Genomic DNA, 12,970 nt, shown 5'->3' with positions numbered 1-12,970 from the left:
CACCCCGGCCACGGAAGCAGTCACCTGACGCATACCGCCCGCCATCGCACCGGACCAGACTGGCCACCAGGGCGAGGCAGCAGTAACCCGCCAGGCGGCCCCCTTCGCCCCGCTATCCCGAGGCCCCCAATTGCTCCCGGAGGCCTTGCGAGAGGCAGGCCCCAGGCCAACGCTCCCGGGCTGCTTGCGGCCCCGCTCGTCGTGGCCGTACGGGGACGGCTGACCACGACGAAGGACCGGAAATCCATGGTGGCTGCGAAGACGGCGTCGCTATGGGAGCGATTTGCCGCAGCCGACCCGGGTCTGCTACGTCTGACCGCAGGGCTGCGTGCCGTGCTCGACCTCACTCTCACCCTCGTCGCGCTGACGGCACTGGATCAGTCCGCTGTCGTGCTCCTGACCGGCGGCTTCACAACGGTGGTCATCTCGTTGGCGATCAGCGACCTGCACCCCCGACAGCAGTTCCGCACCCTGCTCGCCGGGGCTCCTGTGACCCTTGCCGCCCTGTCAGCCGGCGGCCTGCTGGCACCTTTCCCCTTCGCATCCCATCTGGCCTTCCTGCTGTTGATCTTCACGGCCGTCTATGCGCGCCGCTTCGGACGACCGGGCCTGGGCCTCGGGATCTTCGCCTTCATGGCCTACTTCCTGTCCCAGTTCGCCGGGATCCAGTCCCACCAACTCCCCCAACTGACTGTCGCGTTGGCCCTCGCCTTCGCGTCATGTGCCATCACTCGCCTCTGTCTGGTGCCCACGACCTCCTACGGAATCCTCAGGCGCCTGAGGGCGGCATTCACCAGACGGCTTCGCGAGGCACAGCAAGCCACGTCGGATCTACTCTCAGACGGCGGGGCCAGCGCCCGCAGAGTCGAACGACGCCTCGACCGTCTGCACGCCTGCGCGCTGCTGCTTCAGGAATTCCTCGACCAGGCTCCGGCCGGGCTGCTCCGCGACACGACGGCGGAGCTGGAGCGGACTGCACGTGCGGACGCGACTGCGCGGCACCTCGGAATACTTGCGATTCGCGCATCGGAGGATTCGACGGCGCCTTCCGCCAACACGCTCAGGGAGACCGTGGCCCTGACGGATCGAGCAGAGGGCGACCTGGTGGAGTTCCGTCCAAGAGCAGCACGGCCTTCAGGCCCGTGGCGGCATACGACGCGGCAGGCGTTCCAGGTGAGCGCTGCGGCCGCGCTCGCGGTACCCGGCGGGCATCTCCTCTCCCCTGACCTGTGGTACTGGGCCGTGGCCACGGCATGGGTCGTCTTCATCAACGCCGAGCACACCGGGGACGTCCTGCTGCAAAGCGCCCGGCGGCTGATCGGCACCGTCGCCGGCGTGCCGTTCGGATACGGCCTCGCGGTCCTCGCCGACGGGCGCACATCCTTGACCCTGGCCTTCCTTCTCGCCTGCATCTTCGGGATGTTCTACACCCCTCCCGGCAGCTACTGGGCGGTGACATTCTTCATCACCGGCTCGCTCAGCATGGTGCTCGCAATCCTGCACACGCTCTCTCCAGAACTGCTCACCCTGCGCATCCAGGAGACCATTCTCGGAGCCGGGTGCGGAATTCTCGCAGCCGCACTGGTCGCCCCCACGACCGTCCGCACAGTCGCCGAAATACGCCTGAAGGAGCTGCTGTTCATTCTCGACCACCTCGCGGGCTGCACGCCGCACGTCGGCACACCAATACCCGCACTCGATGCGCATGATCTTGATCAGGCACTCGAGGCCTTCCTCACGGCCTGCCGCCCCCTGGTCCATCCGCTCAATCCCCACCGCGCCGAGCGCGCCCGAGTCCGCCGGGTTCTCGAACGCGCAGAGGCCACGTCCTTCCACGCGCGAAACCTGGCCATCGAAACAGGACGTGTACGAGACGCAGCAGCGCTGCCCGCGTCTCAACTCTCGTCAACAGCTCGGCGGGATCACACGAGCCAAGGCACCTTGTTCCCGCAGCCCTGTACACCCTGCCCGTACACCACCCGGCCTGACATCTGACAGCAGCCGCAACCCGTGCGCGTATCCCTCCCTGTCCGGGAAGTCGCATACGGGTTCCGGTGCGCCGCGGCTCAGGATTTTGCGAACCGATCCGCACCAAAGCCGACCAAGACCTCGCCGAATTGCTGCCGCCCTAGAGGACTCGGCCGTGTCGGCGGCCGACGCCGCGCCGGTGCAGAACCTATTGGCGGCGACGAGGAAACTGTCACCTGGGCGTGTCGCCAGATCAGTCCGATCGAATTGGTGCACCGTCGTTGTCATGACGACGACCGCCCAGTGCCCATTCGCGGCGCCGGCCCGCGGGATGGAATGGATTCCCGGAAGTTCCTTCCCGATGAGATCCGAAAATTTCCCGGAGGAACGCCCGGTACACCCGGCGATGGTCGACGTCTTCTGGATGGACGAGCATGGAACCGGCTGGCCGTGCCGCCGCCCGCAGAGGCGGGAACCGCGGCAGCACCGGCCCAATTGGTCGGCCGGTCCTCTCGTCCACAGGTGGCAGACGGCCCTTACACCCGGGAGCATCTGATCCGATGGTCCTCGACCTGATCATGATCGGTACGGCCATCACACTGGGGCCATTGCACAACAGCGCCTTCATCCTGCTGCTCTCCTCGCAGCGCGGCGTTCGCCTGGGCCTGGCATTTCTGTTGTCGTGGCTGGCCAACCTGATTGTGGTGATCGCCTGCGTGGTGCTGCTGACCGGCGGTCAGCCCCCCGCCCGTCACAGCGCGCCCTCGACCGCCGTGATCGATGCGAAACTCGCCATCGGCCTGGCACTGATGCTGTACGGCGCATACCGGCACCACCGACCACCCCGCCCGCACAGCCCGCCACGCTGGACCACCCGGATCGACCACGCCTCCACGTTCACGGCAGCCGGCCTGGCATGGGTGCTGCAGCCCTGGGCACTCGTCGGCGCCGGCGCCGCGACCGCCGTCGACGCCAACCTCTCCACCCTCGCCGACTGGCTCGCACTGACCGGCTACTGCCTGCTGGCCACACTCAGCCTTATCGTCATGGAGATGTACGTGGTCTGGGCACCCGCAGCCGCGCACGCCCGGTTGAACGCCCTGCGGAGCTCGATGGAGCAGCACCAGGAGCAACTGATCGTCACGCTCTCCCTGCTCGTCGGCCTGTTGCTGACGGCCCGGAGCATCGCCGAGCTGGTCTCCTGACACCGACGGCTCCGGTGGCACCACCCCGACACGCGTCCCCGGTGATGCTGACACCCCCACCCACAAGAGGGAACCGACCGGAGTCACGGGCGAGGGATTCACCGTACGGGGGACCACGTGGCGTCTTTCGCAACACCGAGGGCCGGACGAACACGGCGGTTCAATCGCAGTGGAAAGCCCATGGGCCGGGATCCGCTACGCGACGACGCGCGAGCCGGGCCGAGGCCGGCTGTGTCCGGCCGGCGGTGGAGGAGCACAGCCCTCGGCCGCCTCAACAACCGACGCGCGTCACAGCACGCCCTGCGCAGACGGAAGCGGCATGGACGCAGCCCCGGAAGTGGGCTTGTCAGTGATCAGGGCCGCGCCGGGTGAACGTGGTCACCAATTCCTCTCGTCGTCGTGCGGTACGTGCACCGCCACGCGCGTCGTCGCCGTCAGGTTCCCTGCCGCAACCACCTCGCCGTGCCCTTGGCAGCAACTGTCGCGCTGCAGTAAACGGTTGACCAGGGCGAAGGCGTCCTCGGTTTTGGGGTGGGTCTTGCCCAGCCGGGTGTTCAGGATCAGCGCTCCCCTGCGCGCGAGGTTCGCTGCGGCTGGGTCGTTCAACGCGTGCACGGCTCGGGCCTTGAGCAGCAGGGCGTACCCGATGTACAGGTGGTCCGGCGCGTAACTGGCCTCGCGGATCCGTAGCGCACGAGAGATCAGCGGCACGGCCACGGCGTGGTCGTCCAGGTCGAGGTGGACACTCGCCAGGGCTATCAAGTCGAAGCTGACGTACGGGTCGTCCGGCCCGTACGCCACCTCGTCGATCCGCAGCGCCCGCTCGGCCAATGCCACCGCCGCCTCGTGATCACCGAGCAGGTGTCGGATTCGCGCCAGGGTCGCCAAGTCCGTTGCGATGGCGGGGCTATCCGCCGGCAGACAGGACTCGTGCAGGCGCAGAGCACGTTCCGCCAGCGGGCGCGCTTGCTCAGGCGCGCCGCGGTCCCGGTGGATCTGCGCCAAGGTGATGAGGTCGAAGCCGATTTCCGCATCCCTCTGTTCGAGCGATTCATCGATCGCGAAGGCACGCTCACACAGGGGCAGTGCCACCGAATGGTCCCCGATGGAAAGAAGGAACGCCGACGCCAGCCTCAGCAGCGTCGCCGTCTCCGCGGCGCACTCGGTCGGCGGATCGTTCTTGGTCACCAGGAGCGCGTGCGGCAGCAGTTCCTGCCATCGCGATCGCGCATCCGGGTCACCGTGGATGTCGTGTGGCACCGCCTCGAGCAGCGCCCGGCACAGTCGCACCCGAGCGTCGGTGCGCACGTCGTCCGGCATCGCGGCGCGGATGGCGGCCTGCACCAGCCGGTGCAGCACCAGAGAGGAGGATCCGCGCCTCGCGAACCCCAGGCCGGCCAGAGCACCGACCGTCGTGTCCCACGCGACCGGGTCGGCCGCGGCAGCAATCAGCGTCTCCGTGCTACCGCTGAACACGTCCAGCGGGATCGGCTCCGGTGCCAGGAGGGCACACAGCTCCAGCAGCCGCTTCGCTTGCGGCTGCGCGATCTCCAGCCTGCGCAGGCCGAGTTGCCACAGGGTCGCGACCACTACCGTCGGCCGGTCCGCCAGCTCGCCCAGCGCGATCATGTCCTCCAGCCGCGACGTCAACAGAGCCAGGTACTCCTCAGGCTCAGTCTGGTTGTAGTCCATGTACCCGGCAGCCTGCTCCAGCGCCAGCGGCAGGTCCCCCAGGTGCTCGGCGATCCGGTCCGCCGCCACTGTGGTCATGCCGCACACCCGCCGGGCCAGCAGTTCCACCGCCTCGCGCCTGGTGAACACGTCCAGGTCGATGACGCCGGCTCTGCTCGACCAGCCGCGCAACCTGGTCGTGACGATGACGTGGCCGTTGCTGTCCAGGTCGCCCGACGGCAGCGCGTCCGCGAGCGGGCCAGGTCTCTCCCCGTTGTCGAAGATGATCAGCCAGGGCCCGCGGTCCAGTAATTCGCCGTACACCCGTGGGATGACCTGCTCGGAGCTCACTTCCGCCAGTCCCAACTCCCTGGCAAGCGACGCGAACTGCGACGCCACCAGATCGGGATCCTCTGCGTCTACGAACGCCACGAACCGGTACCTCGACCGGTACAGGTGGGCGTACTCGATCGCAAGCTGCGTCTTGCCGACACCACCGAGCCCGTGCAGAACCTGCATCGCACCGGCGTTGCCCGAGGTGAGGCGCTCCCGTAACTCCCGCAATGTGGCCTCGCGGCCGGTGAAGTTGATGTTGCGCGGCGGCAGCCGATAGGACGCCGGACGGGGCCGCGAGCCCGACGGCCGCGCCGCCGGTGCGCGGACCTCCCTGACAGTGGTCTCGAACAGGTCGGTGAGCGTGGCATGGTCACCCCGCAGTCGCGCGAGTTCTTCCTCCGGGGAGAGGTCGATCTGACCGGCGTGCGCGGCGCGGACGCACGCGGTCACGTAAGCGGCGACCCGCTCCCACGGGGGCGGCTTTGTGAACTTGCCTGCCAGCAGGTCCGACAGCGACGACCGAGTGAGGACCTTGTTCTCGTCGTAGGCCAGCAACTGCGCCTGGGTGGGTGACCCCGAGGACGTGCGCAACCGCTGCAACCGGTGGACAAACCAGCTCTGTGGCGAGCTCGGTCCCCTCATATACGCCGCTTCCCCCGTCACGCTCTCCGGAATCGTCCGGACTTCGGAATCCAGAAATGTAGCTCAACCAGCGGGGACGCCCAGCGGATCCGGACTCCTCCGAGACCTCAGCACCCGAGCGGTGCCACCCCTCAACGTATACGGCGGCACGGGTGCCGCAGCAGGGACCTCAATGACCGGGCGGCGCCACAGGCGGCACGCCCATAATCTGAACTCGAGGGGATCAATCATGGAATTCAAGGGAAGCCTCATTCGACTCGCCGGTGCGGGCGCGGCGATCGCGTTCGGCTCGACGCTGCTGGTCGGCGGCGCAACCTCGGCGCAGGCGGCGCCGGTGAACTACCAGGTGATCAACGGCAACAGCAGCAACTCCTGCCTCCAGGTGAACGTCTCGGGAGGCAAGGGAAACCTCGTCCTCGGCAAGTGTGACCGCAGCGCGAAGCAGGTGTGGCAGATCACCGGCGGCATCTTCAGGAACCCCGCGTCAGGCCACTGCCTCGACGGAAACGGCGCGGATGTCTACACCTTCCCGTGCAACGGTGGCGCGTATCAGAAGTGGACGACCACGTCCGGCACTGCGAAGTCCATCAGGCACACCCAGAGCGGCAAGTACTTGGACGCGAACGGAACGGTCGGGGCCCAGGTCGTCTTCCAGCCCACCATCGGCACGGCGTCCCGCTGGGTGATCGACCCGGTGTGATGCGTCGGCCGGCCGCATGAGGACGGCGGGCCGTCGCCTCTGGCGGCCCGCCCTCCCGGAAGACACCGGTGTCCTTGCCGCTCGTCGGTAACGCGGGGCGACGAGGACCTGGCCACCGCGTTCCGTTTCTGTTGGCCGTTATGCCGGGTCGATGCGGAAGACGCTGCCGCCAATGGCGAGCACGTACAGTTCGCCATTGCCGCCCTGTGCGAAGGAGATGACCTCGCCGCCGTTGACTCCGAGGTCGTTCACGGCGGTCACCTTGCCGTTCTTCAACTGCAGGGAGCGCACGGTGCCGTCGCAGTAGTCGCTGTACACATACTGGCCCTTGAGGTCCGGGATTGCCTTGCCCCGGTAGACGTATCCGCCGGTCACCGAGCAGCCGAAGTTGCTGCGGTCGTACTCGTGGACCGGCGGTACGTGGTTCGCGGGTTCCGTGCCGCCACGGAAGGGATGGGTGCCCTCCATCTGGGCCCAGCCGTAGTTCTCTCCGCCCTTGCTGCTTGCCGGGGCCCAGTCGATCTCCTCCCAGTCGTTCTGGCCGACGTCACCGATCAACAGGTCGCCCGTGCCGGCGTCGAAGGAGAACCGCCACGGGTTGCGCAGCCCGTACGCCCAGATTTCGTCCCTCGCGTTCGGGTCGTTCACGAACGGGTTGTCCGGCGGGATCGCGTACGGCTTGCCGCCCCTCGGGTCGATCCGCAGGAGCTTTCCGAGCAGCGTGTCGAGGTTCTGTCCGTTGCCGTGCGGGTCTCCGCCCGAGCCTCCGTCACCGAGCGCGATGTAGAGATAGCCGTCGGGGCCGATCTTGATGTCGCCGCCGTTGTGGTTCGGATAGGGCTGCGTCTGGGTGAGGACCGTACGCCGGGTGTGCGGCTGGATTTTGCCGTGCCGTACGGCGAACTCGTCCACGGTGCTGGTGCCTTCGAGGTTGGTGAACGAGATGTAGAAGTGCGCGAACCTCTTGTCGAACGCGATGCCCAGCAGCCCGCGTTCGCCGTCGGTGGTTGTCTCGGCGGATATGTCGAGGACGGGCTTGCTGAGCCCCTTGTCGTCCAGGGTCCTTACGGTCCCCGGGCGTTCGGCGATCCAGAGCTTGCCTCCGGGACCGGCAGCGCCGGCGGTCGGATTCTGGGCCGTGGCCACGTTCTTGAGGGTGACCTTGGCCGCCTGCGGTGCGGCGGCCGGCTCGTCGGCCGACGCCGCGGTCAGCGCGAGGGAAGCGACGAGACAGATCGTGCCGATGATCGCCGAGCTTCTGGTGCGAACTCTCACCGTGTTCCTCCTGGAGGCGGTGAATCAGGTCGCGCGGCAGCCGAGGCTCGTCGTGCGGTGCCGCTGGCGCCAACACGCAACCTGGTGCGGGTGGGGGGAGAGAGCTGTGTGCTATTGGCCGGCTACGGATGAGGATACTGGGGGCACGGCCGCTTGGTATAGACCAGCTAAACGAGAAGTCGCGAATCAGCCAAGGCAGGGACGCCTACCGGCAGATCGGCCGGATCGCCGCCAGTGGCCCGACCCTTGCCGCGGAGTCGGTCGAGTCCCCCACCTCAGCGACGGCCAACACCTCACCACCGAGACCCCAGGCACTACCCCTCGCCCACAGCGAACAACGGCGATAACTACAGGCGTTCATCGAAGCCAACTGCACCACCATGAATGGCGAACACCTCGCCGCCGAAGCCACTTCCAGCGCGTACGTCAGACGCGGGTGGAGTACTGGTCCAGGAGGGCACGCAGGCGGTCGACGTCATCGGCCGTGCTCAGCCCGTGCTTCGGCAGGACCTCAAGGCACAAGATATTGGGGTCCCGGCTCAGCAAGACGAAATGGCCACGCGTCTCCCGGTAGCCCTGCAGGACCGACCACTTCTGGATGAGCGTGCTGTGGTCACTGCTGGTGGTCATACCGGCCGCGGACACGACAGTGCGGTACTCCCCCTGCCATCCGACGATGCGCTGCACCTGGGCAGCCTGCAACCGCGGATAACCGCCGACGAGCACCACGACGAGCACGAACAGAACTGTAGAAACCACATCGACGCTGCCCCGGCTTATCGTGCCCAGCAGCCACTGGCCCACCCACAGTGCGAGGAACACCGTCCGCAGCACCAGCCCCCACCGCTTGATCCGCTGCCGGGTCCGCAGACCCACCAACGTGTCAGCGGGCTGCGGGCGATACACCAACTGCACCGCCGTCTCGTCCACGACATCAGCGGCGCCTTGCGTACTGTTGTCGGTGCTTTCGCGGCCCTCGGCCATGGTCCCTCCCCGATGAGACAACCCGCGGATCCTACCGGCCCCCCAGTACCAGGGCGCACGGCCACTACGGCGAAACAGCCATCGCCCAAGCACGCCGCACAACCAGCCCATGCCGACCCTGCCCAGATCACGCCTCGGCACGTGCCGGACAGATCCGCTTCTGGGGGCGGTAGAGGCGATTGGCGACATCGCGGAGGCGGCGGGGAAGTTGCGGGCGGCTTCTCGCCGGAGCCGGGCACCCAGTTCAGTGCGGTGCCGGCATCGGGTCCAGGGCGTTCCCGACGGTGCAGCCGCCCTCTCCGGGCATCCGCTGCATCCGGGACGGCACCCACACCTCGGTGGCGCCGGGGCCCACTCGGGCGAGAAGGCAGTCCTGCGGGTCGAAGCCGTTGCCCTTAGCAGACAGGAGAACGCCGACCCGGCCGTCGTCCGCCTTCACCTCGGTACGGATCGCCGGGTCCAGGTCCAGAGCAGTGAGCGTACGGCGCACCTCGGCCTCGTCCGCCCGGCCGCCCTGCGGCACCCTGGGAAGTTTCGCGCGGAGCTCCTCGTACGGCAGCCGGGGCGGTTCCGGAAGCGGGGGGAAGGTCAGCGGAGGGCCATCCGGGCAGTCCACGTCACGCGGATCCTCCCCCCAGTCCGACTTGGGTGACACCCGCACCGCGAAACAGCGCCGCACGGTGACCTCTTCAGGGTCGAGCCATCCGTTGTACGCGGAGCCGGACGTGCGGACGACCACGTCGATGCCGTCCCCGTCGTGTGTCGAGGTACCGGTCACCCGCAGCAGCTCCACCCCGTCGATGCCGGAAGCAGAGCGCCCGACCTCCTCCGCCGTGCGCGGGCGCTGGCTGTAGAGTCGCTGGCCCGCATTCCTGGCCACCTCCCGTGCCGAGTCCGTCGCCTCGTCCTCGGAGGACGGCACCGCCCCGCAGCCGGCGATGAACAGCAACAGGGGGGCGAACAGCAGCAGTCGGCGCATGCGTCCACCCTTCCGGCGCCGCGCGCGGCGGGCGACCGCTCGCGTACTCAGACCGACGTAGGTGATCGTACTCAGCCGGTGCGGCGATCAGACATGGGCGCACCCTGTGAGGTTCCGCGGCGGACGTACAGCGTGCGGTGGCGCAGTCGTTGGAGGACGGCGTCAAAGCTTCGGCCCAACCGCTCACTTGATTACGCCGTGACGGAGGAGCGAGTGCACGAGAGCCGCGCCGCCCGCCGCTGCGCTCGGGCCCACCCGAGGGCGTCGTCGACCGTCGGCGGGGTACCGGGAATCACTGCCAGAATCCGGCTCACCCGGAACTCCGCCCCAGTCGCCCTCGTAGTCGCCTGTCAGCACCAATGCAGTAGGGCGGCGGCGACGCCGAGCAGCCTTCCGGTCACTGCGATGTCGCCGCCGCCCTAACGTGTTGGCCTGCCTGCCCCTGCTGTGGAGGGAGCTGCCTCGTGTGTCAGATCCGGCCACCGGTCATGCGGGTGATCGGACCCAGCGTGCGCCGACTTGAACGCCGACCGGCCGCGTACGACATCGCGCTCAGCGCGGTAAGCCCCGCCCCCACGCCCGCGGTGAGGACCTTGCGGCTGGCGATGAGCGTCCAGGCCGACTTGGCGAACGCGGCAGCCTGCCCCGAGGCGGAGACGACCGCCAGGCGACCGGCCTCGACGCGCTGGGCTGCCGTATGAGCGACCGAGGCGGTCGCCTCAGCCGTGCGGTCGGCGGCGCCAGCGGCGGTCGACGCCGCATCACCGGCCTTGTCGGCAGCCTTGTCCGCCGCCTTCGACGCCGGAGCAGTCGCGCGCGACGTGGTGCGACGGGCCTTGGACGCCGCCGCCTTCGCGGGTACGGAATCTTGACCGGTGTCGTTGTTCGATGCGCTCATGGGCGTCGAGTTGCCAATCCCTCCGAGAGCAAACATGTTCGACCACAACCACCTGAGCCAGGGCGCCGCCCACCGGCACACCGACAGAATCGCCTGACCGAACTCGTTCGCCCGAGGGCCACGAAGCACTCCAGGTTGCGCGTACGCAGCCCGTCGTAGACCGAGCCTGCTCGTGTGGACGGTGGCTCATTCGCCAGGTGAACGTCACGCAGTTCGCCGGATCACCGCTGCCTCGCCTCAACCGGCTGCCGGGTCACTGCGATCGGCGCGATCTGCCACCGAACCCATAACCGGATAGCCCATCCGGTTGCATGTTACTGTCCCAGCTAAACGGATACATCATCCGATTGCTTGTCGGGCGGAGGAACTCATGACGAAAACAGCGGTGGTCACGGCCGGAACGGGCGGCATTGGCCTCGAGACAGCGCTGGGATTGGCAGCCGCGGGATTCGCAGTCACGGTGGTCGGACGCGACGCCGAACGGGGAGCCAGGGCGGTTGAGCGGATCAAGGCGACGAACCCCGCACGCCCCGGCCGGTTCCTGGCAGCGGACCTCTCCTCGCTCGACCAGGTGCGCGCACTCGCCGACGGCACGGCCGCCGAACACGCCGCCTCGGGGGAACCGCTGACAGTGCTGGTCAACAACGTCGGGGCGATGTTCGCCGAGCGACAGGTCCTGAACGGGGTCGAGGCGTCGTTCGTCGTGAACCATCTCTCGCCCTACCTGCTGACGGAACTGCTGCTGCCCACACTGACGGCCGGATCGCCCAGCAGGATCGTGAACGTGACCTCGGGCGCCGTCGGCGTCGCGAAGGGGGTGTTCGACGACGTCGAACCGCCCGGCGGCTACTACGGCTTCCACTGGTACGGACGCGCCAAGCTCGCCAACCTGGCCTACACCCTCGACCTGGCCGACCGGCTGGACGGCACGGGCGTCTCAGTCTTCGCCGCCGACCCCGGAGGCGCCGCGACCGACATGACCAACGGCACCCTGACCGACCCGAAGATCGTCTCTCCTGCCCTGCGGCTGCTGTGGCCGCTGGTCCGCCGCAGGTTCGAACGCTCCACGTCCGCCCCGGCGTCCGTGGCGGCCAAGCCCTCGATTGCCGCCGCCACCGATGAGTCGCTGGCCGGCCGCACCGGCCTCGTCATCGGCCCCCAGGCGCATCCCGTCGCCGCCTTCCGCGCCGCAACCGACCACCGCCTCGCCCAGGCCGTACGCCGGCTCAGCGAAGCCCACGCTCCCCTGTCTGCCTCTGCCGGCGACTGAGCGACCGCCGGTGAACACCGGCCGGCCAGAGCCGACACCGGCTCATTCTCGCCACCGCTTGTCGCCATGTCCCCGGACCGCAGTCGTCCACCTGCCCGTTCGCAGGGCTCGTCACGTGAGGAATCGACCATGACCGCCACAGCCCCAACCAGCTACGCCCGAACCGTCCGTGGCTCCGGCCCAGGCCTCCTGCTCGCCCACGGCGCGGGCGGTGGCATCGACGCCAACTTTGGACCGATCATCGAAGGGCTCGCCGCCGAGCACACCGTCGTCGGGGTCGACTACCCGGGCTCCGGGCAGACCCCCACCACTCCCACGCCCCTGGAGCTCGACACCCTGGCGGACCAGTTGATCGCCGCGGCGGACGCCGAAGGACTCCGCACGTTCGCTCTCTGCGGGTACTCGCTCGGCGGCCCGGTCGCGATCCGAGCCGCCGTCCGCCACCCGCACCGGGTCACCTCACTGGTGCTGAGCGCGACCTTCGCCGGCCTCGACACCCGCACCGACCTGGCCGCCGCGATCTGGCACCAGCTCTACGCATCGGGGCAGCACCTCCTGCTCGCCCAGTACCTGAGCCACCTGGCTTTGAGCGCACCGGTGCTGAACTCGCTCACCCCCGACCAAGTGCGCGCAGCCGCCGAACAGACCGCCTCGGCTCTCCCGGCCGGCACCAGTGCCCAGGTGGACCTGGTCCGCCGCATCGATGTCCGCGCCGACCTCGCCGCGATCACCGTCCCGACCCTCGTCGTCGTGACCACCGGCGACGCGCTGATACCAGCCGCCCTCCAGCGCGAGCTGGCCACGGCCATCCCCGGTGCGCGGACCGCCGAACTCGCCACCGGACACCTGCCCTTCCTGGAGCAGCCGGACCAGTGGCTGGAGCTCATCACCGGCTTCCTCGGCCGCGAGCGGGACCGGTCCTGACAGCCGGGGTGGGGGGGGGGGGGGGGCGGCCCCCCCCCCCCCCCCCCCCAAGAAACCCCCCCCCCCCCCCCCACCCTTCCTAAAGAAAGAACCTCGTACCCAGACACAAGAACGTAGA

General features: G+C 68.6%; 10 protein-coding genes. 5 read left to right on the top strand and 5 right to left on the bottom strand.

The features are described from left to right. Window positions 1–246: 246 nt before the first annotated feature. Entirely contained in the window at window positions 247–1,995 is a 1,749-nt protein-coding gene (locus ACZ69Q_RS35515; RefSeq protein ID WP_471050180.1) for an FUSC family protein, read from the top strand. A 533-nt stretch (window positions 1,996–2,528) separates the two neighbouring features. Beyond that, the gene (locus tag ACZ69Q_RS35510; RefSeq protein WP_471050178.1) at window positions 2,529–3,173 is read left to right on the top strand and encodes a GAP family protein; all 645 of its coding nucleotides are present in this window, start codon (window positions 2,529–2,531) and stop codon (window positions 3,171–3,173) included. 378 nt (window positions 3,174–3,551) lie between these two features. On the opposite strand, the gene fxsT is transcribed toward ACZ69Q_RS35510, so the two are convergent. After that, the gene (gene fxsT, locus ACZ69Q_RS35505; RefSeq protein ID WP_471050176.1) at window positions 3,552–5,735 is read right to left on the bottom strand and encodes an FxSxx-COOH system tetratricopeptide repeat protein; all 2,184 of its coding nucleotides are present in this window, start codon (window positions 5,733–5,735) and stop codon (window positions 3,552–3,554) included. A 316-nt stretch (window positions 5,736–6,051) separates the two neighbouring features. On the opposite strand from fxsT, the gene ACZ69Q_RS35500 reads away from it, so the two are divergent. Then, complete coding sequence (locus tag ACZ69Q_RS35500; protein WP_471050174.1) at window positions 6,052–6,522, top strand: RICIN domain-containing protein; 471 nt, start codon at window positions 6,052–6,054, stop codon at window positions 6,520–6,522. A 138-nt stretch (window positions 6,523–6,660) separates the two neighbouring features. Here the strand turns inward: ACZ69Q_RS35500 and ACZ69Q_RS35495 are convergent, their stop codons facing one another. From ACZ69Q_RS35495 to ACZ69Q_RS35480, 4 genes are all read right to left on the bottom strand, one after another. Continuing rightward, window positions 6,661–7,797, bottom strand: a complete 1,137-nt coding sequence (locus tag ACZ69Q_RS35495; protein ID WP_471050172.1) for a PQQ-dependent sugar dehydrogenase — start codon at window positions 7,795–7,797, stop codon at window positions 6,661–6,663. 426 nt (window positions 7,798–8,223) lie between these two features. Further along, window positions 8,224–8,781 (bottom strand): YcxB family protein, encoded by a 558-nt coding sequence (locus tag ACZ69Q_RS35490; RefSeq protein WP_471050170.1) that lies wholly within the window; start codon window positions 8,779–8,781, stop codon window positions 8,224–8,226. A 244-nt stretch (window positions 8,782–9,025) separates the two neighbouring features. Continuing rightward, window positions 9,026–9,760, bottom strand: a complete 735-nt coding sequence (locus ACZ69Q_RS35485; RefSeq protein WP_471050168.1) for a translation initiation factor IF-2 — start codon at window positions 9,758–9,760, stop codon at window positions 9,026–9,028. Window positions 9,761–10,229: 469 nt separating this feature from the next. Continuing rightward, window positions 10,230–10,658 (bottom strand): hypothetical protein, encoded by a 429-nt coding sequence (locus ACZ69Q_RS35480; RefSeq protein WP_471050165.1) that lies wholly within the window; start codon window positions 10,656–10,658, stop codon window positions 10,230–10,232. A 370-nt stretch (window positions 10,659–11,028) separates the two neighbouring features. On the opposite strand from ACZ69Q_RS35480, the gene ACZ69Q_RS35475 reads away from it, so the two are divergent. Together ACZ69Q_RS35475 and ACZ69Q_RS35470 are read left to right on the top strand one after the other, a co-directional pair. Further along, window positions 11,029–11,928 carry an SDR family NAD(P)-dependent oxidoreductase gene (locus ACZ69Q_RS35475; protein ID WP_471050163.1) on the top strand — a complete coding sequence of 300 codons (900 nt, stop codon included), beginning with the start codon at window positions 11,029–11,031 and terminating at the stop codon, window positions 11,926–11,928. Window positions 11,929–12,057: 129 nt separating this feature from the next. After that, on the top strand, window positions 12,058–12,852 hold the full coding sequence (locus tag ACZ69Q_RS35470) for an alpha/beta fold hydrolase (protein ID WP_471050161.1): 795 nt from the start codon (window positions 12,058–12,060) through the stop codon (window positions 12,850–12,852). Window positions 12,853–12,970 lie beyond the last annotated feature (118 nt).

This window comes from Streptomyces sp. NPDC036764, from assembly GCF_055609385.1.
Note: the sequence above shows the minus strand (reverse complement) of the source record. Positions and strands in the feature narration are given on the sequence as shown.